At 31.6% G+C, this 26,245-nt stretch carries 31 protein-coding genes and 1 pseudogene; 23 read left to right on the top strand and 9 right to left on the bottom strand.

The window, feature by feature from the left end; all coding sequences use genetic code 11:
* The first annotated feature begins 167 nt into the window (after positions 1-167).
* The 11 genes and pseudogenes from Q7I96_01985 (at position 168) to Q7I96_01935 (ending at position 10,394) form a co-directional block, all read left to right on the top strand.
* Positions 168-1,016, top strand: a complete 849-nt coding sequence (locus tag Q7I96_01985) for an ATP-binding cassette domain-containing protein (GenBank protein ID MDO9626382.1) — start codon at positions 168-170, stop codon at positions 1,014-1,016.
* Positions 1,017-1,138: 122 nt separating this feature from the next.
* Positions 1,139-1,600, top strand: a complete 462-nt coding sequence (gene ribC, locus Q7I96_01980; GenBank protein MDO9626381.1) for a riboflavin synthase — start codon at positions 1,139-1,141, stop codon at positions 1,598-1,600.
* Positions 1,601-1,748: 148 nt separating this feature from the next.
* Positions 1,749-2,333, top strand: a complete 585-nt coding sequence (locus tag Q7I96_01975) for a flavodoxin family protein (GenBank protein MDO9626380.1) — start codon at positions 1,749-1,751, stop codon at positions 2,331-2,333.
* Positions 2,334-2,362: 29 nt separating this feature from the next.
* Positions 2,363-3,118 carry a glycosyltransferase family 2 protein gene (locus Q7I96_01970; GenBank protein ID MDO9626379.1) on the top strand — a complete coding sequence of 252 codons (756 nt, stop codon included), beginning with the start codon at positions 2,363-2,365 and terminating at the stop codon, positions 3,116-3,118.
* A 113-nt stretch (positions 3,119-3,231) separates the two neighbouring features.
* Positions 3,232-3,600, top strand: a complete 369-nt coding sequence (locus Q7I96_01965; protein MDO9626378.1) for a DUF2304 family protein — start codon at positions 3,232-3,234, stop codon at positions 3,598-3,600.
* An 89-nt stretch (positions 3,601-3,689) separates the two neighbouring features.
* Positions 3,690-4,847 (top strand): glycosyltransferase family 4 protein, encoded by a 1,158-nt coding sequence (locus Q7I96_01960; GenBank protein ID MDO9626377.1) that lies wholly within the window; start codon positions 3,690-3,692, stop codon positions 4,845-4,847.
* 167 nt (positions 4,848-5,014) lie between these two features.
* Positions 5,015-5,677: pseudogene (locus Q7I96_01955) on the top strand ((Fe-S)-binding protein).
* Between the two features lie 10 nt (positions 5,678-5,687).
* Entirely contained in the window at positions 5,688-6,890 is a 1,203-nt protein-coding gene (locus tag Q7I96_01950) for an LUD domain-containing protein (GenBank protein MDO9626376.1), read from the top strand.
* Between the two features lie 416 nt (positions 6,891-7,306).
* A complete protein-coding gene (locus Q7I96_01945) occupies positions 7,307-8,026 on the top strand; it encodes a (5-formylfuran-3-yl)methyl phosphate synthase (protein ID MDO9626375.1) in 720 nt (239 codons plus the stop codon).
* Positions 8,027-8,125: 99 nt separating this feature from the next.
* A complete protein-coding gene (gene guaB / locus Q7I96_01940) occupies positions 8,126-9,613 on the top strand; it encodes an IMP dehydrogenase (protein MDO9626374.1) in 1,488 nt (495 codons plus the stop codon).
* Positions 9,614-9,794: 181 nt separating this feature from the next.
* The gene (locus tag Q7I96_01935; protein MDO9626373.1) at positions 9,795-10,394 is read left to right on the top strand and encodes a molybdenum cofactor guanylyltransferase; all 600 of its coding nucleotides are present in this window, start codon (positions 9,795-9,797) and stop codon (positions 10,392-10,394) included.
* A gap of 233 nt (positions 10,395-10,627) precedes the next feature.
* Here Q7I96_01935 and Q7I96_01930 read toward each other — a convergent pair whose 3' ends face one another.
* The 9 genes from Q7I96_01930 to Q7I96_01890 form a co-directional block, all read right to left on the bottom strand.
* On the bottom strand, positions 10,628-10,831 hold the full coding sequence (locus Q7I96_01930; protein ID MDO9626372.1) for a pseudomurein-binding repeat-containing protein: 204 nt from the start codon (positions 10,829-10,831) through the stop codon (positions 10,628-10,630).
* Between the two features lie 339 nt (positions 10,832-11,170).
* On the bottom strand, positions 11,171-11,836 hold the full coding sequence (locus tag Q7I96_01925; protein ID MDO9626371.1) for a DUF998 domain-containing protein: 666 nt from the start codon (positions 11,834-11,836) through the stop codon (positions 11,171-11,173).
* Positions 11,837-11,907: 71 nt separating this feature from the next.
* Complete coding sequence (locus Q7I96_01920) at positions 11,908-12,327, bottom strand: hypothetical protein (GenBank protein ID MDO9626370.1); 420 nt, start codon at positions 12,325-12,327, stop codon at positions 11,908-11,910.
* 74 nt (positions 12,328-12,401) lie between these two features.
* A complete protein-coding gene (locus Q7I96_01915; protein MDO9626369.1) occupies positions 12,402-12,662 on the bottom strand; it encodes a hypothetical protein in 261 nt (86 codons plus the stop codon).
* A 42-nt stretch (positions 12,663-12,704) separates the two neighbouring features.
* Positions 12,705-13,262 carry a precorrin-6Y C5,15-methyltransferase (decarboxylating) subunit CbiT gene (cbiT, locus tag Q7I96_01910; protein ID MDO9626368.1) on the bottom strand — a complete coding sequence of 186 codons (558 nt, stop codon included), beginning with the start codon at positions 13,260-13,262 and terminating at the stop codon, positions 12,705-12,707.
* A gap of 178 nt (positions 13,263-13,440) precedes the next feature.
* The gene (locus Q7I96_01905; protein ID MDO9626367.1) at positions 13,441-14,004 is read right to left on the bottom strand and encodes a UbiX family flavin prenyltransferase; all 564 of its coding nucleotides are present in this window, start codon (positions 14,002-14,004) and stop codon (positions 13,441-13,443) included.
* A gap of 111 nt (positions 14,005-14,115) precedes the next feature.
* Positions 14,116-15,321: an HD domain-containing protein gene (locus Q7I96_01900; protein MDO9626366.1), complete on the bottom strand. Its 1,206-nt coding sequence runs from the start codon at positions 15,319-15,321 to the stop codon at positions 14,116-14,118.
* 127 nt (positions 15,322-15,448) lie between these two features.
* On the bottom strand, positions 15,449-15,886 hold the full coding sequence (locus Q7I96_01895; GenBank protein ID MDO9626365.1) for a molybdenum cofactor biosynthesis protein MoaE: 438 nt from the start codon (positions 15,884-15,886) through the stop codon (positions 15,449-15,451).
* Positions 15,887-15,984: 98 nt separating this feature from the next.
* On the bottom strand, positions 15,985-16,509 hold the full coding sequence (locus Q7I96_01890) for a nicotinamide-nucleotide adenylyltransferase (protein MDO9626364.1): 525 nt from the start codon (positions 16,507-16,509) through the stop codon (positions 15,985-15,987).
* 337 nt (positions 16,510-16,846) lie between these two features.
* On the opposite strand from Q7I96_01890, the gene Q7I96_01885 reads away from it, so the two are divergent.
* The 12 genes from Q7I96_01885 (at position 16,847) to Q7I96_01830 (ending at position 26,205) form a co-directional block, all read left to right on the top strand.
* Positions 16,847-18,544 (top strand): ABC transporter ATP-binding protein, encoded by a 1,698-nt coding sequence (locus Q7I96_01885; GenBank protein MDO9626363.1) that lies wholly within the window; start codon positions 16,847-16,849, stop codon positions 18,542-18,544.
* 190 nt (positions 18,545-18,734) lie between these two features.
* Positions 18,735-19,286, top strand: coding sequence for a flavin reductase family protein (locus Q7I96_01880; protein MDO9626362.1), 552 nt, complete (start codon positions 18,735-18,737; stop codon positions 19,284-19,286).
* Between the two features lie 26 nt (positions 19,287-19,312).
* A complete protein-coding gene (locus Q7I96_01875) occupies positions 19,313-19,708 on the top strand; it encodes a universal stress protein (protein MDO9626361.1) in 396 nt (131 codons plus the stop codon).
* Positions 19,709-19,917: 209 nt separating this feature from the next.
* Positions 19,918-20,106, top strand: coding sequence for a hypothetical protein (locus Q7I96_01870; protein ID MDO9626360.1), 189 nt, complete (start codon positions 19,918-19,920; stop codon positions 20,104-20,106).
* Between the two features lie 169 nt (positions 20,107-20,275).
* Complete coding sequence (locus Q7I96_01865; GenBank protein MDO9626359.1) at positions 20,276-20,434, top strand: rubredoxin; 159 nt, start codon at positions 20,276-20,278, stop codon at positions 20,432-20,434.
* A gap of 98 nt (positions 20,435-20,532) precedes the next feature.
* Positions 20,533-20,697, top strand: a complete 165-nt coding sequence (locus Q7I96_01860) for a rubredoxin (GenBank protein ID MDO9626358.1) — start codon at positions 20,533-20,535, stop codon at positions 20,695-20,697.
* 120 nt (positions 20,698-20,817) lie between these two features.
* Positions 20,818-20,979: a rubredoxin gene (locus Q7I96_01855; protein MDO9626357.1), complete on the top strand. Its 162-nt coding sequence runs from the start codon at positions 20,818-20,820 to the stop codon at positions 20,977-20,979.
* A 1-nt stretch (position 20,980) separates the two neighbouring features.
* The gene (locus tag Q7I96_01850; GenBank protein ID MDO9626356.1) at positions 20,981-22,150 is read left to right on the top strand and encodes an FprA family A-type flavoprotein; all 1,170 of its coding nucleotides are present in this window, start codon (positions 20,981-20,983) and stop codon (positions 22,148-22,150) included.
* Between the two features lie 173 nt (positions 22,151-22,323).
* On the top strand, positions 22,324-22,836 hold the full coding sequence (locus tag Q7I96_01845; protein MDO9626355.1) for a ferritin: 513 nt from the start codon (positions 22,324-22,326) through the stop codon (positions 22,834-22,836).
* A gap of 230 nt (positions 22,837-23,066) precedes the next feature.
* Positions 23,067-23,753, top strand: a complete 687-nt coding sequence (locus Q7I96_01840; GenBank protein MDO9626354.1) for a peroxiredoxin — start codon at positions 23,067-23,069, stop codon at positions 23,751-23,753.
* 141 nt (positions 23,754-23,894) lie between these two features.
* Complete coding sequence (locus Q7I96_01835; protein MDO9626353.1) at positions 23,895-24,515, top strand: superoxide dismutase; 621 nt, start codon at positions 23,895-23,897, stop codon at positions 24,513-24,515.
* A 388-nt stretch (positions 24,516-24,903) separates the two neighbouring features.
* Positions 24,904-26,205 carry a phenylacetate--CoA ligase gene (locus Q7I96_01830; protein ID MDO9626352.1) on the top strand — a complete coding sequence of 434 codons (1,302 nt, stop codon included), beginning with the start codon at positions 24,904-24,906 and terminating at the stop codon, positions 26,203-26,205.
* Positions 26,206-26,245 lie beyond the last annotated feature (40 nt).

Below are 26,245 nucleotides of genomic sequence, written 5' to 3'. Positions count from 1 at the left end.
TCATTTTAAATAATTACAATTTAAATAATTACAATCTGTTTTAGAAATTTTCATGAAATTTTTTAAAAAGATATAAACAATTAAATCTATGAAATATATATTAAATTTATAATGATTTTTAATTTTATTCAAGTATAATTGATTCATGAATGGGTGAAATAATGAACATGATTGAGGCTAAGGAAATTACTTATGAATATCCTGATGGCACCAAGGCATTGCATGGTGTTAATTTTAATGTGGAGAAAGGAAGTATGGTGGCACTTTTAGGACCTAATGGTGCTGGTAAATCCACACTATTTTTACATTTCAATGGAATAATACAACCCAGCTCTGGGCAAATAGAAATAGCAGAAGAACTATTGAAATATGGCAAAGATGACCTTAATAAAGCCAGACAAAAAGTAGGTATTGTCTTTCAAAATCCTGATGACCAATTGTTTGCCCCTACTGTGGTGGAAGATGTGGCCTTCGGTCCTCTTAATATGGGATTGTCTCGGGATGAAGTGGAAAATAGAGTTTCTAAGGCCTTAAAAAAGGTGGGAATGGCCGGATTTGAAGATAAGGCACCTCATCATCTTAGTGGTGGGCAAAAAAAGAGAGTGGCCATTGCAGGAATTTTGGCCATGGAACCTAAAATAATGGTTTTGGATGAACCTACTTCTGGCCTTGATCCCAAAGGAGCTTCACAGATTTTAAAATTATTATACAAACTCAATGAAGAAGGGATGACTATAATTATATCCACACATGATGTGGATATGGTTCCGCTTTATGCTGATAAAATTTATATAATTAGCGGTGGAGAAATAATTAAAGAAGGAAACCCTCATGATGTTTTTGGTGATGTAGAAACTATTAGAAAAGCTAATCTCAGACTTCCTAGGATTGCGCATTTAATGGAAATTCTTAAAAAAGAAGATAAATTATCATTTTCAGGAGAATATCCTTTAACTATTGGTGAAGCACGCAAAAGTTTATTAGAGTACATTGAAAGTGATTTTAATAGGGGATAACTTATTTTTGATTTAATAATTTAATAGAATATTTATAATCGGATAGTTATTATTAATGATTAAAATGACTATCAATGAATAATGAGCAAGATGAATATGGAATGCTCTTCAATGGTGATAAAATGAGGAAAATAGGCATATGTGATACTACTTTCGCCAGATATGATATGGGTGCTGCGGCTATAGATGAAATAAAAAATCAAGTAGGGGATATCAAAATTATCCGACGCACTGTTCCTGGTGTTAAGGACCTACCTGTGGCTGCTAAAAAAGTAGTTGAGGAAGAAGGTTGTGAAATGGTTCTGGCCTTAGGAATGCCTGGACCTGAAGAAAAAGACAAAGTATGTGCACATGAAGCTTCAACAGGCCTTATTCAAGCTCAATTAATGACAAATACTCACATTCTAGAAGTTTTTGTCCATGAAGATGAAGAACCTAACCCTAAAGATCTTAAGGTTTTGGCAGATAATAGGGCTAGAGAACACGCTAAAAACATGATTAAAATGCTTTTTAAGCCAGAAAAACTTATTAAAGAGGCAGGTATGGGTATGAGGGAAGGAAAACCAGATGTGGGTCCTCTCTGAAGTTTACATTATTCATTAGTTATTGAATAATATATAATTATAATAAGACATATTATTGGCATTTATTTGTTCATAATATTGTCTTAATGCTTTAAATTTGTATTAATGTGATTCATTCGTTATTTTGAAAATTATTGGAGTTTTATAAATGGTAAAGATAATTGGAATTGTGGGAAGTCCCAGAATAAAAGGAAACACAAATTTCTTAGTTAAAAAAGCTTTGGAATCTGCAGAAAGTTTAGGTGCTGAAACAGAACTAATTCATTTGGGTAAAATGGATATATCTCCATGTACTGCATGTAATATCTGTAAAGAAACTGGTGAATGTTCTATAAAAGATGATATGGGGCCTCTGTTGGAAAAAATTTCTGATGTTCAAGGATTAATTATTGGCAGTCCAGTGTATTTTGGTAATGTAACTGCCCAGACTAAAATATTCATGGATCGTTCACGCCCATTAAGAACAAATTTTTCACTGCAGGATGTTGTTAGTGGGGCAATTTCTGTCGGTGCTTCAAGAAATGGGGGACAAGAAACTACTTGTTCAGCAATACACGATTTTTTATTGATACAAGATGCTATTATTGTGGGTGATGGTGCTCCCGCAGCCCATTATGGTGCTTGTGGAGTAGGCAGCGGAATTAAAGACTGTGAAAATGACGATGTTGGATTGGAAACTACAAAAAACCTTGGAAAAAGAGTCGCTAATCTTGTTATTAAATTGAATGAATAAAATCTAATGTTAATTTTAATAGCTCTTAAATGACATTATTAAAAAGTACATTAAAAGGACATACTATGCCGAACCAATCTTTTGAACTGGATAAATTAAATAAAGAACTATTTGTGGTGGTTCCAGCTTATAATGAAGAGAAGACTGTGGCTAAAGTAGTGACGAAGCTATGTGAAATGGGTTATATGGTTGTAGTGGTTGATGACGGTTCCCATGATAAAACTTATTCCATTATAAATGATTTGCAGGAAAAATATCCTAAACAGATCTCTATTTATAGTCATACTATTAATCGAGGATTAGGAGCAGCATTAAAAACAGGTCTGGAGGCATCTTTAAGGAAAGGAGCTAAATACATGGTTACATTTGATGCTGATTGTCAACATGATCCATATGATATAGATAATGTTTGTAAGCCTTTAAAACTTGATGAAGCAGATGTTGTTTTAGGTGATAGAAATTTTGATGATATGCCCCTTTCTAAAAAAATAAGTAACCAAATCATGAATTTCATAACTCTATTATTTTATGGAGTCAAAGTTAATGACTCACAATCGGGATTAAGAGCATTTAACTCCAAAGCTACGCAACTACTTGAATTTCACTCACGAGGATACGGCGTTTCATCAGAAATTGTGAGAGAAATAAAAAAAAATCATTTAAGATTTAAAGAAGTTCCTATTAAGACAATTTATACTCCATATTCAATTTCAAAAGGAACTAATGCTACAATTGGTATTAAAATTCTGTTTAAGATGATAATTGATATCTTAAAAAAATTTTAGGTTTAAATATAGCTATAATAAATTGGATAATAAGAAATACTTTGAAAATACTAGTATAATTAATGAATAAATAATCAGTTATCATATGTATTTTCATTGAAACAGGTGTAAAAATGATATATCAATATTTAGGTGTATTAATAGGGATATTGGCCGTTATAATAGCTATTATTCGTTTTAGAGATGGTAAAACATCTTCTTCTATGTTAATCTTTTGGATAGTTATATGGTCATTGATTAGTTTATTATCTGTATTTCCAGAAACTACTACTATTTTTGCCAACTTGTTTGGAATTGGCAGAGGGCTTGATTTAATTTTGATTTTAGGTCTTATCGCATCTTACTACCTCATATTTAAACTGTACACTCTGATTGAAAAACTGGAAATGGAAATTACTGAACTAGTACGCCAAATTGCACTTAATCAGGAAGAAAATGAGACAAAAAAAGATATTAATGAAGATGAAGATCTTGAAGAATAAGAATACCTTGAAAAAATAAGATCATAATTAATAAAATTGTTAATTATTTTAATCATTAATTTAAAATATTTATATAAAATGGTTTTATCATGAGAATATGCATTATCACAGAATACTTCCCCAAAAGCGAAAATTTCGAAGTTAAAGGTGGTGTAGAAGCTGCTGCCTATAATGAAGCTTATCAATTAGCAAAAAAGCATGAAGTAATAGTTTTAACTTCACTTGAGGAAGGAGTTCCTAAGGAATATGAATTAAATGGAATTAAAGTGATTGGTTGTAGTAGGGAAAGATCTTATGTCCAAACAGGATCCTTTAAAAACCGCTTGTCTTTTATGAAAGATGCATATAATCAAGGAAAAAAACTAGATATAGATTTAACAATTGGATATAATTTTATTACATATCCTGTGGCCTGGAAAATTTCTCAAAAATTAAAAATACCTTGTGTTGCGCGATATATGGATGTATGGATTGGGGAATGGATAAATAACATTGGAATCAGTGGTGTGGTAGGTGAAGTATTGGAAAGGTACGTCTTGTCGCGAAAATTTGATTTAATAATTTCTATTTCAGACTATACTAGAAAAAAATTGGAAAGATATTTCCCTGCAGAAAAAATCATTGTGATTCCACCTATAGTTAATTTTCCCCCGGTACATGCAGAAAAATATTCACAAACAACTATTTCCTGTGTGGCACGTCTGGTAGAATACAAAAAAGTTGATAATTTAATCAGAGCCATGCATATTCTCATCGAGGATTTTCCACAACTTCAATGCAAGATAGTAGGAACTGGCCCTAAAGACCAGGATCTTAAAAATCTGGTTAAAAAGTTGAATCTAGAGAATAATATTGAATTTTGCGGTTTTGTTGAAAAACACCAAGATGTATTAAAGATTATAAAGTCCTCACATATATTCTGTCTTCCCAGTAAAGTAGAAGGATTTGGAATAGTAGTTGTAGAATCATTGGGATGTGGAGTTCCATTTGTTGCATCAAAAATACCACCTATAATGGAAGCCAGTGGTGAAAAAGGAGGATTATTCTTTGAACCAGAAAAATGGATGGAATTATCTGAAAAGATAAAATATCTTTTGAATAATCCTCAAATTTATGAAAAACTCAAGAATGAAGGCGCAGCTCAATATAAAAAATATGAAGGGGCGCATATTACTAATCAACTGGAAAAACTTTATATTGGTTTATATGAACAGCAAAATAAGAATAAAACTGTTTTAGAGTCATAATTGGAATTTTTAATTAATATTCAATCGAAAGGTTCTTGATAAGTTACGTTTAATTTATTTATATAGATTCAATTTGGATTTATTAGATTATATTTAACAATATTTTATTTATTTAAGTAAATAGGCTTATTATTATTATTATTATTATAAAATTAAACGGTGCAAAAATGATATACTTCAGGGGCTGTGTAGCCCAAAAAAAGCTGGGAAAAATATCTGAATCCACAGAGGTCATCTTAAAAAAAGCAGGTGTAGATTATCAAATTATTAAAGATGAAACTTGCTGCGGATCTATTCTTTTACGGACGGGCTTTGTAGATGAGGCATCAGAACAAATGAAATTAACGGCCCAAATTTTAAAAGGAGAAAAAATACTTGTTTCATGTGCTGGTTGTTACCGTACATTTAAAAAGGATTATAAAGAGTTATTGGATGTGGATTTAGATGTGATTCATACCTCACAATTTTTCAGTGAATTAATCAGTAATAATAAAATTACTCTAAATAAATTTTCATTAAAAAAAGTAACTTATCATGATTCCTGCCATTTAGGACGGCACTGTGGTGAATATGAATCTACTAGGGATGTTATAAATTCATTTGCCACCTTAGTGGAAATGGAACATAACCATGAGAATGCCATGTGTTGTGGTTCTGGTGGGGGAGTAAAATCTGCATTTCCGGAAATTGCAGATGAAATATCATTGGAAAGATTAAAAGAAGCTAAAAAAACTGGAGCTGATACTTTAATCACTGCTTGTCCATTTTGCAAATTAAACCTTGAAAAAGGGGATTTAGAAGTTTTAGATTTATCAGAATTCATCATAAGGTGCATTAAGAATGAATAAAAGTGAATTAGAGACCATGAGGAATTCATTCAAAATACTGGATGAACGCAGAAGTGAAATTCTTCATGATCCCAAAATTAAAAAGCTACAGGAAAAGGTTAAACAGATTAGGGAAGAATCTATAGAAAACCTGGAAGAACTCGTGGAAACTGCACAAAAAAACTTTGAAGAGAATGGTATTGAATTATGCTATGCAGAAGATTCGAAAATAGCTTGTGATCTTATTTATGATTTGATTAAAAATGAAAAAGTCGTTGCCAAATCAAAATCAAACACGGTGTTTGAAATCGCCTTAAGTGATTTTTTAAAGGAAAAAAATATTAATCTGGTGGAAACTGATTTAGGAGATAGAATTGTTCAACTTAATCCCTATGATAAAAGACCTGCACATCCTATTGGCCCAGCATTACATCTTAATGTGGAAAAAATTGCTGAAATAATTTCTGAAAGTATGGATGAAGATATAGAACCACACCCACGAACTATTATGGAACTGGTTAAAGCAAATGTGTTGGAAGAGCTAAATAAGTGTCAGGTTGGAATCACCGGTGCCAATTCTGTTGCTGCTGAAGATGGTTCTTTAGTAATGGTCCATAATGAAGGAAATATAAGTTTGTTGACTATGATGGACACACATATAATTGTGGTGGGAATTGATAAACTGGTTAGTACTATTGAAGATTCTATTTCTGTAATAAAACTGGAAACTGCTTATGCTACAGGAACTAAAATACCTTCTTATATAAATGTTATTTCTGCACCATCAAAAACGGCGGATATTGAAAAAAGACTTTTAAATGGAATGTATGGGGCCAAAAAAGTTGTGGTTATTTTGCTGGATAATGGGCGGAGAGATGCTTTGAAAGAATGCTTGTGGTGTATTGGTTGTGGAAGTTGTATTGTGGCCTGCCCGGTTTATAATGCCGTGGGACATGAATTTGGTTATAAAGGATATTTGGGTGGTCGAGGAGTGGCTATGAGTAAATTTATTAAGAACGAAAAGACTAGTTTTGATTCTGGTCTTTATATGTGCACTCTTTGTGGTTTATGTACTTTAGAATGTCCAGTTAGTACACCAACATCAGAATTAGTAGAAAAACTACGAATAAATTCTCAAAAAGCGGGCTTCTATCCAAAAGCACATGGTGTTATTAAAAAAAATATCAAATCTTCGGGCAGTCCATTCAAATCTTAAAATTCAATCAATATAATTTAAGTATATCTCAAAACTAATCATAATAAATACTTTTTAAATATAATATTATAAATTCTTATTAAATATGCTTTAAAATTCTAAAAGTTTTTATAGGCTAATTCATCATATAATTAAAAAATACTTTAAAATACTAAAATTATTGCTTAGAATTTTTTTACTTAAAATTTCAATTTAAGTTATTGGTTAGAAAATATTATAAAAATATTATAAAAATATTATAATTGTTCCAATCAAGCATATTTTGGTAATGCACTTTAAAGTTGCTTTTTAAATATTTAATTTGTTTAAAATGTTTTAAATTCCTTTAGAATAATTTTAATTCATAAATATTTATTTAATAAATTAAATGCAATTAAATGATAAAAATTACAAATTTAAGGTAGGAGGTATAGGAATTGCTTCTGTTAATCAGTCCAATTAATACAGAGGAAGCACTGGAGGCCATTGAGGGCGGTGCAGATATTGTTGACGTTAAAAATCCAAAAGAAGGATCATTGGGTGCTAGTTTCCCATGGATAATAAAAGGTGTTCGGGAAATGACTCCTGAAGATATGCTGGTGAGTGCTACCTTGGGGGACGTTCCATATAAACCTGGAACAGTTTCTTTGGCAGCTATGGGTGCACTAGTTTCTGGTGCAGACTACATAAAAGTTGGTCTTTATGGTACCAAAAATTATGATGAAGCACTGGAAGTAATGGAAAATGTAGTACGCACTGTTCGGGAAAACAGTTCTGATGCAGTGGTAGTGGCCTCAGGATATGCTGATGCTCATCGTGTAGGTGCTATTGATCCTATGGAAATTCCTAAAGTTGCTGCTGAAGCTGGTGCTGACCTGGCCATGGTTGATACTGCAGTTAAAGATGGAAAAACATTATTTGACTTTATGGATATAGATGATTTGCAAAAATTTGTTAATGAAATTCATGACTACGGATTAAAATCTGCACTAGCAGGTTCTGTAAAAAAAGACCAGTTAAAACCACTATATGATATTAATTGTGATGTAGTAGGAGTTAGGGGTGCTGCATGCATTGGCGGCGACCGTAACACTGGAAAAATCCATCGTAGTGCTGTTGCTGAACTTAAAAACATGATAAGTGATTTGAGTAGCTAAACGGTGTTTGGGGAATGCTTTTGTAATAAATGTATATTTTTGCAAGTGTTTTCATTAAAAAAGATTTAAATTGAGATTAATTAGGGGGTAGGAGTTTTTATGTATTCAAAAAAATTGAAAGAAGCTAAAACAGGATATACATTTGATGATTTTCTTTTAGTACCAGGACCTTCAACTGTAGAATCAAAGGATGTGATTACTAAAAGTAAAGTATCCCGAAACCATGAAATAACCACTCCAATTATAAGTTCTGCTATGGATACTGTCACAGAATTTGAAATGGCCATAGCTCTTGCTCAAGTTGGGGGTTTAGGTGTTATCCACCGAAACATGACTATTAAAGAGCAAGTTCAACAAGTAAAAAAGGTTAAAAGGTCAGGTGACCTCACGATTCGTGATGTAATAACCATTGCTCCTGATTCTTCATTAAGGGAAGCACATCAAATTATGGATCAAGAAGAAATTAGTGGACTTCCTGTTGTTGAAAATGAGGAAGTTGTAGGTATTATAAGCCGACGTGATATAAAACCGATTCTCAATTCTGATGCACAAAGGAAGGTTAATGAAATAATGACCTCTGATGTGGTCACTGTAGATGAATCTATTACCCCAGGGGAAGCATTAGATATTGCCTATGAAAATAAAGTTGAAAGACTTCCTGTCGTTAAAGACAATAAAATTGTGGGAATTGTAACCATAAAAGATATTTTAGAGCATAAAAAGTTTCCTAATGCTTCTCGTGATGGTAAAGGCCGATTCATGGTTGCTGCAGCCACAGGCCCATTTGATTTAGATCGGGCTATGGCATTGGACGAAGCAGGTGCAGAAATACTGGCTATTGATAGTGCACATGGCCACAACCTGCATTTAGTTAAAAATTCTAAAGTTATAAAAGATAACATTGATGCTGATTTAATTGTAGGAAATATTGCTACAAAACAAGCCGCGGAAGATTTAATTGCTCAGGGAGTGGATGGCCTTAAAGTTGGTATTGGGCCAGGATCCATGTGTACTACTCGTATTATTGCTGGTGTGGGTGTTCCTCAATTGACAGCCATATCTGAAGTTGCAGAAGTTGCAGAAGAATATGGGGTTCCAATTATTGCTGATGGTGGTTTAAGATACTCGGGTGATATGGCCAAGGCCATTGCTGTTGGGGCCGATGCCGTAATGATGGGTAATCTTCTGGCAGGGACTTATGAAGCTCCAGGAGAAGTTGTTGTAATGAATGGACGTAAATACAAACAATACCGTGGAATGGGATCATTAGGCGCCATGACTGGTGGAATTGGCGCTGGAACTGACAGATATTTCCAGACTCAAGAGTCCAAAGGGCCTATGAAACATACGAAGCTGGTACCTGAAGGGGTAGAAGGTGTAGTTCCTTACCGAGGAACGGTCAGTGAAGTTATATTCCAAATGGTTGGGGGCCTCAGGGCTTCTATGGGCTATTGTGGTGCTAAAACGATCAAAGATATGAAAGAAAAATCAAAACTGGTTAAAATAACTTCCAGCGGTATCAAAGAAAGCCATCCCCATGATCTTTTGATTACCAATGAAAGCCCGAACTATCCTACCTTAGAATAAGGAATTACGTGAAGAATTATTTCTTCATATTTCTTAAATAAATTTTTTGTCATTAAATATGTGGATTTAATAGCTGTTTTGATCATATACTGAATTCCCTAATCCTTTTCAATATTTTTATTTTAAAAATAATCAAATTGAGGTTGTTAAAATCCTAAAAAAATCTTCAAGATCATTTATTATCCTTTGCGGCGGTTTGAGCACTAGAATGGGTGAAGATAAGGGACTAATGAATTTTAAAGGCGAACCTCTTATTTTATATATTTTAAAAACAGTTAATAAGTCTGCAGATGAAGTTTTACTTATTCTTAGGGATGATAATCAATTAAAAAAATATAAAAATACTATAATGGAGTTTATTGGTCTTGAGTTTTTTAATTTTAATTTAAAGTTTTTTGTTGATGAATTTAAAGGAAAAGGCCCATTAGCTGGAATACTTGTTGGATTATCAAATATTAATAATGAATATGCTTTGGTATTGCCCTGTGACTCACCTTTTGTATCAGAATTTTTTATAAATTCGATATTTAGCAAAATGGAGATATCTAATGAAAATTATGATTCAATTGTTCCTCAATGGAAAAACGGGGATTTAGAACCACTGCATTCTATTTATAGTGTAAAAACAAAAAAAATTATTTTAAAAATGATTTCCAATGATAAAAGGGACGTTAAATCATTTATTGGTGAAATTAATTCGCTTATGGTATCATCGGAAATTCTTGATCCCACCGGAATGAGCTTTAAAAATTTTAACAAACCGGAGGATATTATAATCTAACTTTACGGCTTAAAATAATACTTTAGAATAAATTATTAGATATTCAACAATCATTTTAATAAACCATAAAGAATATTGTTTTCAAGATTAATTAATTATTAAGTTAACCATTTAATTCAGCTCATTTAATAAAAAAAATTTATTTAAAATAGATGCACGATTATATCAATAATTTTTGAACAAGATGTCTTAAAAAAGAATATAACTATAAAAAAGATAACTAAAAGCTTATATTATGATTCTATTTCTACTGAACGTGGATTTCTTCCCATTTCCAGTATGAATTTATTCACGCGCTCAATCATGTCAATGTAGCTATCTTTTTCAATTCTACATCCATTAACAAGGGCGTATTCAGGCATTATGCCCTTTTGATTTTTGAATTCTATTATTTCATTAACCATTTCTCGATATTGTTCTAGACTTAAACTATCCATCAATATCAACCAACTAAGTTTTTTTATACTCTATTCATCTAACTATATAAAAATAGTTGTTTTGGTTTTCCTTTAAGCTTTTTATGACTTATATTAATATATTTAATACAATAAACTTGTTGAACTTAAAGTTAAAGATTTTAATAAAGGGTTAATTGAAGTTTTAGATCTGAAAACTAATTGCTATAAACGAATTTTAATAAAAAAATGAAATCTCTAACTTAAACAAATAATTCCTTTCATACCAGTTACTTCAAGAACAGAAGTATCCATACAATTTAAAAAAAGAAAAAGGAATCATGATTTTTAATAATAACTCCATTTTATTTTTGAAATATTTCACCAGTAACCGTCGGTGAACCTGATTCTAACCCAATCTTCTCCTCTGCTTGTAAGATATCCGCCCAGTGCTGTGAGATAAATAATTATAGGGTATATAATCAACCTTTCGGAACCTCCTTTACCTATTAGTGCTCCTATCGGGTTTGTAGCTCCCATACCAAAAATTAATGGTGAAATAAGAGTTATAAGGGCTATTAATCCAAGTAAAATGGATATGATGGTCATTGGGATATTGATTCCAAGCCGGTAACTGAATATGAGTGCTAAGCTTCCGGATATGAAAGCTATCGTTGCGAAAGTTACATGGATTGCATGGGTGTATTCTGGGAATATCCCTAGTGCTGCGATACAAATGCCAAAAATAGCAAGGCATGATGAGAAAAGACGGCAACCTCCACTTTTGAGGATTAGATAAACTGCTAACACAATTAAAATTCCTAAGAGGATATTACTGAGGTTGAAGATGAGGGCCGCTGGTTCGACCAATGGTAATGATCCCCCAAGATCGCTCAAACTGTTTAAAGCAATGCTGTACCCAGGAAACATTGCCTCGGCAATGTTAACTGCTAGAATATATTGGATACATCCAACTAACAATAATATTCCTGCACTTTTATAATGGTTATTTTCCGGTTTGAAAATACTTCCTTTTTGATATTTCATTCAAAATTTCCTCCTAATTAAAGATTATCTATATGAATTAAGTTTTTAATTCTGTAATTGTTAATTAATCTCTATTTGGCATCTGGATCAAACGGATTAGTCCTTAAGGCCAGTGAAAATAGATACGGATAATTATTCATTAGATGTTCCATGTAATGGAGCCATTCATAAATTAAATGGGAATAAACCAGTTCAAGATCTATGGAAAGGTGTTGGTAATCAGAATTAGGTAATTTATCTAAATTATATCTGTTTTCCAGTTCTTCAGCTAAATGAAATGCAGCCCATAACATATCTGTAAAACTTTCATGTTCTAATAAATTGGGGTTTTCGAGTAATCCTAGCATAAACTGTCTTTTATCCAATAATAATGATTTTAAACTTTTTAAAAGTAAAATCGAATTTTTATTATCCTCAGTTAAGTGTATGGAATAATCATAATTTTTAATTATATGTGATGATTCAGAGAAATTTTTTTCTTCCCATCCCATATCAACTTTCAGGTTCTTTCTTATATTATCAATATCTGGATCAAATGAAGAAATTTCTTTCAGTAAATCTGTTCCTAATTCACTAAAAAAGCTCCAATAACCATATTGAGTTTTTCCATCATCATGGCCTTTTCTTTGTTGATTATAACTCTTTCTATAACTAAAACTAAGATTAAAGATTCTAAGGGGATGAATGCCAGGTCTATTCCAATGTAAAAGAAAACTGTCTTGGCGTCGTGAAAAATCATATATACACAAAAATAGATCATGCTGGATATTAAAATTAGCACTAGGCCGGTTTTTATCTCCCAATTAGAATTTTTAAGTGATTTCATGATATCTCCAGTTTATAATTCTTTTAAATATTCATGCATTAATTAAATAGTATAAATAATGGCTATGGGGTTTTGAGAGAACATCATGGTTCCACGATCAATTATACGCCCTTTAGAAATATTTACTTCAATTATTTCCACTTCAAAACCTAATTCTTTAAGTTTGGATATGGATTGTGTTTTAGTTTCCATTAAAATTGCAGTAACTATTATTCTGCCGCCAGGATTCAGCTTGGTGCTGGCTTTTTCAATTATGGAATATAAATCTCCTCCACTTCCACCAATCATCAAAATGTCAAATTTTGGTATTGAATTAAGGACACTAAGCGCATCATCTTCAAATAATTTTACATTATCTAGAAGTTCATGTTTTAAAAGATTCTCTCTAGTTAGTTTAACCGCTTTTGGATTTTTATCAATTGAATAAACTTGTTTTGATCTTTTTGTAAACTCTAAAGTCAAACCACCGGTCCCACATCCAATTTCTACTACCGTATCATCTTTTTTTACTTTAGATTTACAAATTACAAGACATCTTATTTCTTCTTTAGTGGGGCCCGGCACATCCTTTTTTGTTTTAAAATCTGAATCTCTAAACATATTTTTAACCTTTAGATTTTAATATTTATTTAATAGAGTAATTTATTTAATAAATTGGAATATCAATATCCTAAAATAATGAGTAAATGGATTTTTTATATTAAATTATTTTATTTCCATTAGATATTATATTGCTTAATTAACAGAAAAAGTTTAAAAAAATAATATTGATTTTCAATTATTTGATTTCATTACCACTCCAGCGATTAAAAAGGTCATGATCAATTTCCAGAACATCTAAAACTTTTCCAGCAATAAAATTAGTTATATCATCTAAATTTTTAGGTTTATGGTAAAATCCAGGCATTGCAGGAAGAATTACTCCTCCTTCTTTACTAATTTTTAACATATTCTCCAAATGGACAGAACGCAGTGGTGTTTCACGAGGAACAAGAACTAATTTTCTCCTTTCTTTCAATGACACATCAGCGGCCCGGGTAACAGCATTATCTGCATAACCGTTAGCAATTGCAGATAAAGTTTTCATGGTGCAAGGAACAATTACCATACTTTCAAAAAGACAAGAACCACTATTGATAGAAGCAGTAAGGTCTTTTGAATCGTAATAATAAGTTGCAATATTTTTTAGATCTTCCAGTTGTATTCCTAACTCATAATCTAAAATAAGCTTAGCAGGTTCAGTAACAACTAGTCCAGTTTCTTTTCCACATTTTTTAAGAGATTTTAACACTTTTAAACCGTATGCAACACCACTTGCACCAGTTATGGCAACGATAATCATTTTATCACTTTTTAAATTAAATTTTTTAATCACATAATTAAATTTTTAATTATTTAACTTACCTTATTTGACTATTATGAATAACAATATATGAATAACTATTCAAAACTATTATAATGGACTTATTAGTCGCATTTGCTTGTCATGTCTGTTTTTTTGTTCAGGTAAGTTCAAATAATCGTAAAAATTGAAATCATGTAATTTTGATGTGTGTTCTTCAGGAACGTAAAGACAAAGATCCGCATGATTAAATCTAGCATCTCTTAAAGCGCCCACAATACTGGATATTTCACTTAATTTTACTATGGCATCGCCCACTGATACTAAAGTTCTCATTTCATCAAATGATGGATATTCTGGCATGTTAATAATTAAATAATCTTCAGGAATGTTTTTATCTTCAGCAATCTCTTTTTCAGCTTTTTTTAGCTCTTTCCTTTTAATCTTAAATGCTTGCTGTGGATCTTCAAGATCACTAATTTTTAGAGAACTTATATTTTTTAATAAATCCCGATTGTCTAATTTATGCATCATCTCCCCTATGAAACCTTCCTGACCTCTGGAAAGCGTAATTATATCTGCATCATCGTATTGGTATATTTTTTTGGCGTCAATTTCTTTTTTTTCAATTAATTTTCTTAAACAACGTCTAAACATGGCATTAACAATTCGGGTAGTATGGTGTTGATAAACACTGGGATACATGAAATAACGTGCTAAGAGTGTTGACTCTGCAGCTTGAACTCCTTTTTTATCAAGTACTAGATTATTTTCTAGTTTCATATTATAAATGAGTCTTTCTATGTCTATTATTCCGTATGCAACCCCAGTATAATGTGAATCACGTAAAAGATAGTCCATTCTATCTACATCAAGCTCTCCAGATATGGCCTGACCTAATACTGTTTTTCCATTTATTATATCAATTATTTGATTAATATCAAATTCTTCAGACAGCAATTCTCCAAGACTTGAGTTTTTGATGACCCTAGCAGTTAGAACTTCATGCTTTTCATCTAAAACTGCTTCAGAAACGTGAGAAAAGGGCCCATGTCCAGTATCATGTAAAAGAGCACATGCTCTTAAAATTCTTTTTTTCTCATTATCTAGCTTTAAATGATCAGCTAATCTAGAAGCAAGATACATGGTGCCAATGGAATGCTCAAAACGTGAATGATTTGCACCGGGATAAATTAAATTGGTAAATCCTAATTGCTTTATTCTTCTTAATCTTTGTATCTGTGGAGTATCAACTAATTTAAGCTCAAAATCGTCAATCTGTAGATTACCATGAACACTATCTCTTATAAACTTCAAATTAAACCCCCAATATGGATTTGCTAATTATTTGCAGTTAAATATGTAATTAATAAAGATTTATTGACTAATTTTGAAATATAATTGAATTAATATATTAAAATCCTGTTTAATTTAATTTAGAGTATTAACCACCAGACATTATAATATTAGTGCCTTTATTACTTTTTTCATCTTTTTGAAAGTCCAGATCAAATTTTGTTCTTTCAATAACTTCTTTTAATGCATCTAAAGTTTCATGACGGTGTGCACCTGCCACAACAACTAAAAATAAAGGATCTCCTATGTAAAATTCACCTAAATAATGTACTACAGCTATTTCTTTAACGGAATATTTGTCTTTAACTTCCCTAACAATTGATTCCAGACCTTTTTGGGTTTCAGTAATATTGGGAGTACTTAATATTAGTTTTTTAACTTCTAAATCCTTTTCTTTTCCTCTAACAATCCCTTCAAAGGAAAAAATAGCCCCGGATTCATCTATATATGGACTTTTTTTAACTTGATCAATGAGATCAGATATATTGATCTGCTCTTCGTCTTTTTTAATAATTTTAACTAGCATAAAATCCTCTTTAAATGTCTTTATAATCTTTAATATCAGATAATATTAGGTTTTTAATAATCCGATTATTTTGAGTTAATATATTTGCCATTTTTTTATTATTTTTCGCTTACTTCTTTTTTGGCTAGATGTTTTATTCGTTCCAGGCCGTCAATTTCACTTATGGCTTCTATTACTGAACTCGGAACAAGTGATTCCCAATCTTCTCCATTAAGCATTCTTTTCCGGACTTCAGTGCCCGATAAAGTATCTCTATAAAACAATGGTGGTGTGGTAACCTGGTAACCTTCTTCCAGGAATAAACGTTGAACTAGAGGATTTCCAGTGTATATTTTCTCAAAAGGTGGAGTTAACATCTTAATATGTGCCACCCACACCGAATTACAAGCTATATCTTGAATTGGTAATATGTAATATTTGGAAGCGGGAATCCCATCCTCACTTAATGCTTTGGTCAGCATCATCACTCGCTCTCCACCAGTAAAAGGATCTTTTAAAGTGTGACTCAGCTGAGCACTTCCTATGCAAATAATAACTTCATCTACTTCTTCTAGTATCCTTTTTACAACCTGAATATGGCCCTGATGAACTGGTTGCATTCTACCTACGAGTAATCCCCTCATTTAATCACCAAATTAATTTTATTAATTCTATTTATTCACTTTCTATTAATTAAGATTTTTTAATTAGAAACTAAGAATTATTTAATAAAACTCATATCTATTAGGAACATTAATTGATTATTTGAATTTTAGAATGGAATTAAAGAAATGGAATAATCATATCATATACTTTTAAGTGTATAATCATAGAAAAAGAATTTCATTGTATTTAAAATATATTCAGATAATACACAAGTTATATTCATATTCGGTATCTTAAAAAATTTTAAAGAAGTATTTTATAAAATTAAGATTAATGCAAGTTTCTTTACGGATTAATAATATCTTGGTGATACACATGATTGAAATTGAAAATCTTTCAAAAACTTATAAAATGGATAATGGAGCCGAAATTAAGGCCTTAGATAATATCAATCTTAAAGTTGAATCTGGTGAAATACTAGGAATAATTGGGATGAGTGGGTCTGGTAAAACCACTCTTTTGAGGATTTTAAGAGGCGTAGAGCCATTTGATGAGGGAGACATTGTATTGGATGATATCAAAGTTTCGCATGATTCAAACCCCTATTATTTTACCAAGCTCAAGAGGGCCACAGCTATTCATTTACAGAGATCATTCGGGCTCTGGGCAGAAACTGCTCTACAAAATGTAGTTAGAAAACTCTATGGTGCCAAGTATGGTGATGAATCCATGAGTGATAAAGAATATGCTTTTGATGAATTTGAGCAAGAGGCCATGGAATTATTGAAATTAGTGGGCTTAGAACATAAAGCACAGCACTTTGCACCAGTATTAAGTGGTGGGGAAAAACAAAGACTCATAATGGCTCGACAACTGGCTAAAAAACCAAAAGTCTTACTTTTAGATGAGCCGGCGACCATGTCTTGTCCTAAAACTAAACAGGAAATTTTTGATGCTATTAAAAATATAAATAAAGAACTGGGCGTTACTGTAGTTTTAGTATCTCATTTGCCAGAAATTCACCAATATCTCGCCGATAGATTAGTTTTAATGAAGAATGGGAAAGTTACCGATGAAGGTGAACCTAAAAAAATCATAAAAGAATTTTTAGAGGATTTAGAGCCAGAAGAAGAAATTAAATTAGAAGCTTCTTCTGAAGAAATTATAAAAATTAATGATATTGAGAAAAGATTTTTCCTGATAAAGGGAGGTTCTGTTCTGGATATTAAATCCATTAACTTTGAGGTCAATAAAGGAGAAATTATTTCTTTAATTGGTCCTAGTGGTGCGGGCAAAACGGTTTTGCTTAGGATGATTGCCGGTTTAGACTTTCCTGATTCTGGATCTGTGCAATTTAAAACTGATGGTGAATGGGTGGATATGCACGAGCCCGGAATTAAAAGAATGAAGATCAGAAGTCAGATGGGATTTATGCATCAAGAATTTGCATTGACTCACTATTCCACTATTAAGGATCAGATTGCTTCTCGTTTAGGAATTAAGGGACAAGATGTTGTAAGGCATGCTAAAAAAATTGCTGAAGAATTAGGTATCAGTGATCAGGTTTTAGATGTTTTATACCAGCTTACGGATCTACCTGAAGCTGAGGCCAAATCAAGATTGGAAAAAATAGGACTTTCTGCTGAAATTTTACATGAATTATTCCCTAGCTTCCCGGATAATGAAGTTAAAAAGTATGCAAAACCAATTTTTGAGGCTCTTGATTTGTCTTTGGATATTCTTGATAGAAAATCATTTGAATTATCTGGTGGGCAGAAGGTAAGGGCCACTATGGCACTAGTACTTGCTTCACAACCAGAAGTTTTAATTTTAGATGAGCCTTTTGGAGATTTGGACCCAATAACATTAAGATCTGTTTCTAATTCTCTCAAAAGAATAAATAATGAATTCGAAACTACTATTTTAATGGTGAGTCACCATCTGGACTTCGTAGAAGAATTAAGTACTCGCGCTATCTTAATAGATGATGGAAAATTCATAATGGATGGTATTCCTCAAGAGCTATGTTCAGAATTTATTAGAAGAAGTGATGTAGACTATTTAAATGATTAATAAAATTTAAGTGAGATATAACCTTTATTTGGTTTATCTCAATTAATTAATCATATAAATTTAAAAGTAGATTAAATTGTAAATTTTATTATAATTAAAATAATTATATTAATATTAATAATAAAATTATATTCCTAGAATTAATATTTTAGAATAATATTTTTCATAATATTACTTAAACGTGATTAAAATGAATTTTGAAGACTTTCCAGCAGAGAACGCACACAGAATATTAGCTCCCAGACCTACGGTTATCATAACGACAGTTAATTCTAAGGGAGATATTAATGCAGCTCCATTTTCATTTGTAATGCCTGTTTCAATGAATCCACCAATTATAGCTTTCGCATCAGCCCCTAAACATGATACTAACTTAAATATAAATGAAATTGGGGAGTTTGTGGTTAATCTTACTCCAGATAGCATTTTGCAGAAAATGTGGATTACAGGTGAAAAATTACCCTATGGTGAAAATGAACTTGAAAAAGCAGGATTGACATCCATACCGTCTAAAATTGTTTCCCCGCCTAGAATTGTAGAATCCATGGCCCATTTAGAATGTGAAGTTCTAAGGGTAAATACAGTCGGTGACCACAATTTGATAACTGCTTATGTGGTTCATGCCTCAGTTCAGGAAAATTGCATGAAAGATGGCCTTTTAGATGTTGAAAAAGTTAAACCTATTCTTCATTTAGGTGGAACTAGTTTCATTATCGGTGATAATCTCAAAAAAGTTGAATAACTGTTTTAAAGAGGGAGGGAGTTTTTATGTTTAATAAAATAATGATACCGAGTGATGGGTCAAAATTCGCGGAAAAAGCTGAAGATGTGGCCATCGATTTGGCTAAAAAACTTGAATCAACTGTCGTAGCGGTTCATATAATTGATGAAAAGCTCATTTATCCTTTTGATATTATGGAAGAAGAAGGAAATAAGATTTTATCTAAAATTAGTGAAAAGGGAAAGGCTAAAGATGTAAAAGTAGATGAGGTCCTTATTTTTGGAAATCCTAGGCATGATATGAAGAAAATTGCTGAAAAATCTCATGCCGATATGGTGGTTATCGGGTCACATGGGCGTTCTGGTATTGAAAAAATTTTAATGGGCAGTGTGGCCGAAAATGCTTTAAAAACAGTTGATGTACCTGTTTTACTTGTTAAGTAATTCTTTTTAATTTTAATATTCTTTTTTAATCTGAATAGATATTCATAATAATATAATTTAAATATATTTACCATGTTTTTAAATAGTTTAATATATCCATAATTGATATATCGAAAAATATAATATATAATGAATTCTAATATAATAAATTACAGTATCTGTGATAATTAATTATTTAGAGAATTTGATTCATTAATATGGGTGTTTATATGAATAAAATAATAAATGGCATTAAAAACTATTTTTTAGATTGGAGAAATTGGCTTACACACAGTTTAGTGGGAATTTTATTGCTAGCAATTGCAATTTTTGCCCCAATTAGTATTTATCTTAAAATAGCGTTTATAGTTTGTGTGGTGGGCTTTAATGTGTTTAGAATGAAATATTTTAGCAAATGAACCGATATTCAATTAATTAGGAGTTATTTTTATCCTTATTTAAAAATCAAGACTAAATACGAAAAATATTTTTTACCGATATTTATAAACATTTTAAAGTCCAATATAGATACATCTAAAAATTATATCTAATAAAATATTTTTTATTCACTAAGCTGAGGTAAAAAAAATGAGATATAAATGTCGAGTTTGTAAATATATTTATGACCCTGAATCGGGTGAAGCTCGTTCAGGTGTTAGTCCTGGAACTGAATTTGAACAACTTCCTGATGATTGGCACTGCCCTAAATGTGGCGCGGGAAAATTAAGGTTCTTACAGATTAAATAAAATTCATAAAATAAATAATGGAAGATAAATATATGAATTTACAGATAATTCAATTATAATCATTTATTATCAACTCAAAGATTAAAAAGGGTGTTTAGATGAAAAGATACAAATGTAAATTATGTGGCTATATATATGACCCCGAAAAGGGTGAATCTAGATCTAATATTGAACCTGGGACTTCTTTTGAAGATTTACCTGCTAATTGGAAGTGTCCATCTTGTGGAGCACCCAAAAGAATGTTTATTGCTTTAAAGAACTAATTAAATACTTAATTAGGCATAATATTAAGCAAAAACTAGAAATTAATTAGAATAAAAATTAAAATATTAAAATTGATTTTTTAATCAAATATAATTAATTTAAGTATCGGAGGTAAAAATATGGCTAAATATATCTGTGAAATGTGTGGTTACATATATGATCCTGAAAATGGAGACCCAGACTCTGGAGTAGAGGCTGGAACTTCTTTTGAAGACATTCCTGATGATTGGGTCTGCCCCATTTGTGGTGTAGGAAAAGATCAATTCAAAAAGATGGATTGAAATGGCTGTTAGAATTATAAAAAGTGGAATCTACTCTGTTGGAGCTATTGACTGGGATAGAAAACTGTTTGATGAGTTAATACCCCTTCCACAGGGTACTTCTTATAATTCTTATATTGTGGAGGGAACAAATAAAACTGCATTAATCGATACAGTTGACCCTTCAAAAACACAAGAATTATTGGATAACCTGGATGAAACAGGCTTAAATATAGATTATATTATTTCTAATCACGCTGAACAGGACCACTCTGGTTCCATTCCAGCAGTTCTGGAAAAATTTCCAGACGCAGTTATTGTAACTAATCCTCAATGTGAAAAACTTCTTAAAAGCTTTTTTGAACTTTCTAATGCAAAATTAAAAGTTATTGGAGATGGAGAAACCCTATCTTTAGGTGATAAAACTTTAAAATTTATTTTTACTCCATGGGTGCACTGGCCAGATACTATGGTGACTTATGCAATAGAGGATGAAATTCTCTTTTCCTGTGATTTTTTTGGCTCACACCTGGCCACTAGTGAATTATTTGGCCCAGAGGGTATGTCAAGTTTAATTCCATCAAAAAGATATTATGCGGAAATCATGATGCCTTTTAGACCTATGATATTGAATAATCTCAAGAAAATAGAATCCCTAGAAATTGAAATCATTGGACCTTCACATGGACCTTTAATTTCAAACCCTACTGAAATTATGAATTTATATGTAAAATGGGCTTCTAATGAGACATCTAATCAAGTAGTTCTTCCTTATGTTTCCATGCATGGAAGTACGGAATTAATGGCCAAATATTTGATAGATGCTCTGATTAAAAGGGGCATTGAAGTAAAACCATTTAATCTGTCTAAGATGGAATTGGGAGAATTTTTAATAGATCTAGTGGATTCATCTACACTAGTAATGGCGGCACCTACTGTTTTGACTAAACCACATCCTTTCATGGCCCAAATTCTTTATCTGGTAAATGTTTTAAGACCAAAACTTAATTATGGTGCGATTATTGGTTCTTATGGCTGGGGAACTATGATGGAAGATGAAATCAAGGGCCTATTAAATAATTTAAAAATTAATTACCATGAAACTCTATTAATAAAAGGTTTACCCAAAGAAAAAGACTTTAAAAAGTTAGATAATTTGGCAGATCAGATTTTAGAAACAATGGGGAATTAAACATTCATTTTTTTATTTAATTTTCTATTTAGATATTTTATTTTAATTCAAATATTTCCTCAAATTAGTTCAATAATAAAAATTTAGAGTATATGTAGATGTTTGATTGATGTTTTTTAAATTAGATTGGATTTGAATCAAATAATTAAGATTAATAAAAAAGAGGGATTAAAATGGTAAGTGAAAAAATGCAAGATGCTTTAAATGGACAGATGAATGCTGAATTGTATTCTGCTTATTTATATTTGGCCATGGCTGCTTATTATGAGGACTCGGATTTACCTGGATTTGCTAACTGGATGAGAGTCCAGGCCCAGGAAGAAATGACTCATGCCATGAAATTCTATGATTATTTGGTGCAAAGAGGTGCTCGGGTTGCTTTAGACACAATTGAAAAACCTCCATTTGATTGGGAATCTCCTTTAGATGTTTCTGAACGTGTTTTGGAACATGAAAAAAAGGTTACTGGATTAATTAATAATTTAGTAAATCTGGCCATGGATGAGAAGGACCATGCTACCAACAATTTTCTGCAATGGTATGTTGCTGAACAGGTAGAAGAAGAGGAATCTGTGGGTGCAGTACTTCAAAAAGTTCGTTTGGCAGGAAATTCTTCCAGTGGCCTTTTAATGGTGGATGCTGAATTGGCTACTCGTGTCTTTAATCCACCATTAGCACAGAAATAGATTATTTACTTAAATATTTACTTATTTCTAACTTTTTTATTTTTCTAGTTCCATTTCCATTCTATTATTCATCATATTCCATTATTTTTTCTATTTTTTTAAGACTTCATTTATTTTATAAAACTTAATTTTATTAATTTACACTTCCACAACGAAATTATAAATAAAAATAATTACAAATATATTAATTATATTAATTAATAGTATTAAACCATTAAAGGGGGCTTTAAATGGGAGATAAAGTATATGAAGTAAGAAAAATTAAGAAAAAAGGTCGAGGAATGCCATTAATAGGAGATAAATTTCCAAAAATGGAAGTTCAAACAACTCAGGGAATGATGAAACTTCCCAAAGCATTTAAGGGTAAATGGTTTATTTTATTTTCTCATCCGGCAGATTTTACACCAGTGTGTACTACGGAGTTTGTTGCATTCCAGAAGCGCTATGATGAATTTAAAAAATTCAACTGTGAATTGATTGGCCTAAGCATTGATCAGATTTTCTCGCATCTGAAATGGATAGAATGGATTGAAGACAATCTGGACACAGAAATTACATTCCCAGTAATTGCAGATACTGGTAAAGTAGCGGATACATTGGGTTTGATTCACCCGGCCCGACCTACTAATACGGTTAGAGCAGTGTTTATTATGGATCCTAAGGGTATAATACGTGCTATATTGTATTATCCTCAAGAATTAGGCAGGAACATGGATGAAATTCTGCGTATGATTGAAGGATTTAATAACATTGAGGAAAAAGGGGTGGCCATACCTGCTAACTGGCCAAATAATGAGTTAATCGGTAAAGGTCTTATAATACCTCCACCATCTGACGTAGAGTCTGTAAAAAAACGAAAAGAGCAACATACTTGCTATGATTGGTGGTTATGCCATAGAAATTATTATAAATGGTGATTAAGGCCACATTATTTTTTTATTTTTAATTAAATGGTTTTAATTAATAACTCAACAGATTAAAGGTCAATCGTATCAGAACTCAATAAATTAGATTATTAATTAGTTTTAATAAATAATAAACGGTATTGAGGTGTTAAAATGGAAAAAAAATTTTACGAACTTCCCGAGCTTTCTTATGGATATAAAGATTTAGAACCTTATATTTCTGAAGAACAATTATCTATTCATCATAAAAAGCATCACCAAGCCTATGTGGATGGAGCAAATGCATTATTAAAGAAATTTGATGAAACTCGAGAAAAAGGTGAAGATTTTGATATAAAAGCAGTTGCCAAGGAACTGTCATTTCATGTGGGAGGTTTTGTACTTCATAGATTATTCTGGGGGAATTTAGGCCCTGCAGATAAGTTTGGAGGAGAACCAGAGGGCATACTGGCCAAGTATATTGAAAAAGATTTTGGAAGTTTTGAAAGGTTTAAAAAAGAATTTTCTCAAGCAGCAATTGGAGCAGAAGGATCAGGATGGGCCGCATTAACTCTTTGTCGTAGGACTGACCGTCTTTTTATCATGCAAATTGAAAAACACAATGTTAATGTTATTCCAAACTTCAGAATATTGATGGTTCTGGATGTATGGGAACATGCCTACTATCTGGACTATAAAAATGTCCGGCCGGATTTTGTAGCGGCTTTCTGGAATATTGTTAACTGGGAAGAAGTCAATAAAAGGACTGAAATATGGTTGAATTCTCCTTTGTGACTTTTTTAATTCTTTAATTTATTTTAATTTTATTTTTAACAATGATTTGTTATTTTAGTTATTTTAGTTATTTTTTAAATTTTTTTCAATTAGCATATTTTTAAGTTAATTCTTTTTATTTTTATTTTATTATAAGAAACGTTTTAATAGTTATTTGCACCTAAACATAATTTATTGTTAACAAATTATGTTGTTTAAAAATTTGCAAAATTAAGCTATTCATTTAAATATTCTTTAAAATCAAATTTAATAAACATAAAAATGTTAATTGTTGTTATATGGTTTATATTTCGATTATAGGAATAATATTAGCAGATTAAATTGTTAATGATTATATTTACTTAATTAATGATTACAGCTATACTCGATTCAATCAGGATTTGATAAAATGGTCTGGAATGAAAAAGCAGAATGCATGTCTAGAGATGACTTAAATGACCTACAACTGAAAAAATTACAGGATGTTGTCAAAAGAGCTTATGAGAATGTTCCTTATTATAATAAAAAATTCCAAAATATGGGTGTTTTTCCAGAGGATATCCAATCTTTGGAAGATATTCAAAAGCTTCCTTTCACCACTAAAGATGATTTAAGGCAAGTTTATCCCTTTGGAATGTTTGCCGTACCTAAAAAAGATATTATTGAAGTCCATACCTCTTCAGGAACTACTGGAAAACCGGTTGTATCTGGATACACCAGAGAAGACCTGGATTTATGGGGTGAAGTTATGGCCCGGGGATTGACTATGATGGGGGTTGATGATGAGGATATTATTCAAAATACTCATGGATATGGTCTTTTTACAGGAGGATTTGGTGTCCATTATGGTGCCCAAAAAATCGGAGCTACAGTTATCCCTATTTCTACAGGACAAACCAGAAGACAGATTGAAATCATGACTGATTTTGGAACTACAGTAATGATTTTTACACCTTCTTATGGCCTTTATTTATCTGAGGTTGCTGAGGAGGAAGGATTTGTTCCTGAAAATTCTCAATTAAAGGCCATTGGTTTTGGAGCTGAGATGTGGACCAATGAAATGAGAAAGGAAATCGAAAAAAGATTTGGTGCACCTGCATTTAATATATATGGTCTTACCGAGATTATGGGGCCTGGAGTGGCCATTGAGTGCAATCAACAGAATGGATTGCATATTTTTGAAGATCATTTCTATCCGGAGATTATAGATACTAATACTTCTCAAAATTTGGATGCTGGAAATGCTGGTGAACTTGTTTTAACTACTTTGAGCCGGATTGGAATGCCAGTTATTCGTTTTATAACTAAAGATATAACCTCACTTCGCTATGAGAAATGTGATTGTGGCAGAAGTTTAGTTAAAATGGATAGAATAACTGGTCGTTCTGATGATATGTTAAAGGTTAAAGGTGTGGCGGTTTTCCCATCTCAAATTGAAAAAGCCCTTTTAAAAATTGATGGGGTTGAACCACACTATCAAATTATTGTTACTAGACCGCACAACCTTGATGAAATGGAAGTTAAGGTTGAAACTTCTGAAAGCTTATTCTCTGATGAAATAAAAGAAATGGTGGCCATAAGGAAAAAGATTGCTAATTTCATTGAAAATGAGATTGGGATACGTGTTAATATTACTCTAGTGGAACCTAAAAGTTTACCTCGCAGTGAAGGTAAAGCAGTTAGAGTCATTGACAAACGAAACATGTACTAAGCCAATAAACTTTGCATTTAATCGAGGCCGCTGCACATTA

The organism is Methanobacteriaceae archaeon (assembly GCA_030656015.1).
GTDB lineage: Archaea > Methanobacteriota > Methanobacteria > Methanobacteriales > Methanobacteriaceae > UBA349.
Note: the sequence above shows the minus strand (reverse complement) of the source record. Positions and strands in the feature narration are given on the sequence as shown.

Bases quoted from the DNA above. Each gene is read 5' to 3' on its own strand.
- Q7I96_01855 (MDO9626357.1), top strand. From the start codon at position 20,818: ATGGCTAAATATATCTGTGAAATGTGTGGTTACATATATGATCCTGAA.
- Q7I96_01890 (MDO9626364.1), bottom strand. From the start codon at position 16,509: ATGAGGGGATTACTCGTAGGTAGAATGCAACCAGTTCATCAGGGCCAT.
- Q7I96_01970 (MDO9626379.1), top strand. From the start codon at position 2,363: ATGACATTATTAAAAAGTACATTAAAAGGACATACTATGCCGAACCAA.
- Q7I96_01960 (MDO9626377.1), top strand. From the start codon at position 3,690: ATGAGAATATGCATTATCACAGAATACTTCCCCAAAAGCGAAAATTTC.
- Q7I96_01865 (MDO9626359.1), top strand. From the start codon at position 20,276: ATGAGATATAAATGTCGAGTTTGTAAATATATTTATGACCCTGAATCG.
- Q7I96_01840 (MDO9626354.1), top strand. From the start codon at position 23,067: ATGGGAGATAAAGTATATGAAGTAAGAAAAATTAAGAAAAAAGGTCGA.
- Q7I96_01835 (MDO9626353.1), top strand. From the start codon at position 23,895: ATGGAAAAAAAATTTTACGAACTTCCCGAGCTTTCTTATGGATATAAA.
- Q7I96_01950 (MDO9626376.1), top strand. From the start codon at position 5,688: ATGAATAAAAGTGAATTAGAGACCATGAGGAATTCATTCAAAATACTG.
- Q7I96_01880 (MDO9626362.1), top strand. From the start codon at position 18,735: ATGAATTTTGAAGACTTTCCAGCAGAGAACGCACACAGAATATTAGCT.
- Q7I96_01895 (MDO9626365.1), bottom strand. From the start codon at position 15,886: ATGCTAGTTAAAATTATTAAAAAAGACGAAGAGCAGATCAATATATCT.
- cbiT (MDO9626368.1), bottom strand. From the start codon at position 13,262: ATGTTTAGAGATTCAGATTTTAAAACAAAAAAGGATGTGCCGGGCCCC.
- Q7I96_01975 (MDO9626380.1), top strand. From the start codon at position 1,749: ATGGTAAAGATAATTGGAATTGTGGGAAGTCCCAGAATAAAAGGAAAC.
- Q7I96_01985 (MDO9626382.1), top strand. From the start codon at position 168: ATGATTGAGGCTAAGGAAATTACTTATGAATATCCTGATGGCACCAAG.
- Q7I96_01925 (MDO9626371.1), bottom strand. From the start codon at position 11,836: ATGAAATATCAAAAAGGAAGTATTTTCAAACCGGAAAATAACCATTAT.
- Q7I96_01930 (MDO9626372.1), bottom strand. From the start codon at position 10,831: ATGGATAGTTTAAGTCTAGAACAATATCGAGAAATGGTTAATGAAATA.
- Q7I96_01905 (MDO9626367.1), bottom strand. From the start codon at position 14,004: ATGATTATCGTTGCCATAACTGGTGCAAGTGGTGTTGCATACGGTTTA.
- Q7I96_01870 (MDO9626360.1), top strand. From the start codon at position 19,918: ATGAATAAAATAATAAATGGCATTAAAAACTATTTTTTAGATTGGAGA.
- Q7I96_01845 (MDO9626355.1), top strand. From the start codon at position 22,324: ATGGTAAGTGAAAAAATGCAAGATGCTTTAAATGGACAGATGAATGCT.
- Q7I96_01915 (MDO9626369.1), bottom strand. From the start codon at position 12,662: ATGAAATCACTTAAAAATTCTAATTGGGAGATAAAAACCGGCCTAGTG.
- Q7I96_01875 (MDO9626361.1), top strand. From the start codon at position 19,313: ATGTTTAATAAAATAATGATACCGAGTGATGGGTCAAAATTCGCGGAA.
- Q7I96_01965 (MDO9626378.1), top strand. From the start codon at position 3,232: ATGATATATCAATATTTAGGTGTATTAATAGGGATATTGGCCGTTATA.
- Q7I96_01830 (MDO9626352.1), top strand. From the start codon at position 24,904: ATGGTCTGGAATGAAAAAGCAGAATGCATGTCTAGAGATGACTTAAAT.
- guaB (MDO9626374.1), top strand. From the start codon at position 8,126: ATGTATTCAAAAAAATTGAAAGAAGCTAAAACAGGATATACATTTGAT.
- Q7I96_01850 (MDO9626356.1), top strand. From the start codon at position 20,981: ATGGCTGTTAGAATTATAAAAAGTGGAATCTACTCTGTTGGAGCTATT.
- Q7I96_01860 (MDO9626358.1), top strand. From the start codon at position 20,533: ATGAAAAGATACAAATGTAAATTATGTGGCTATATATATGACCCCGAA.
- Q7I96_01920 (MDO9626370.1), bottom strand. From the start codon at position 12,327: ATGGGATGGGAAGAAAAAAATTTCTCTGAATCATCACATATAATTAAA.
- ribC (MDO9626381.1), top strand. From the start codon at position 1,139: ATGAGGAAAATAGGCATATGTGATACTACTTTCGCCAGATATGATATG.
- Q7I96_01885 (MDO9626363.1), top strand. From the start codon at position 16,847: ATGATTGAAATTGAAAATCTTTCAAAAACTTATAAAATGGATAATGGA.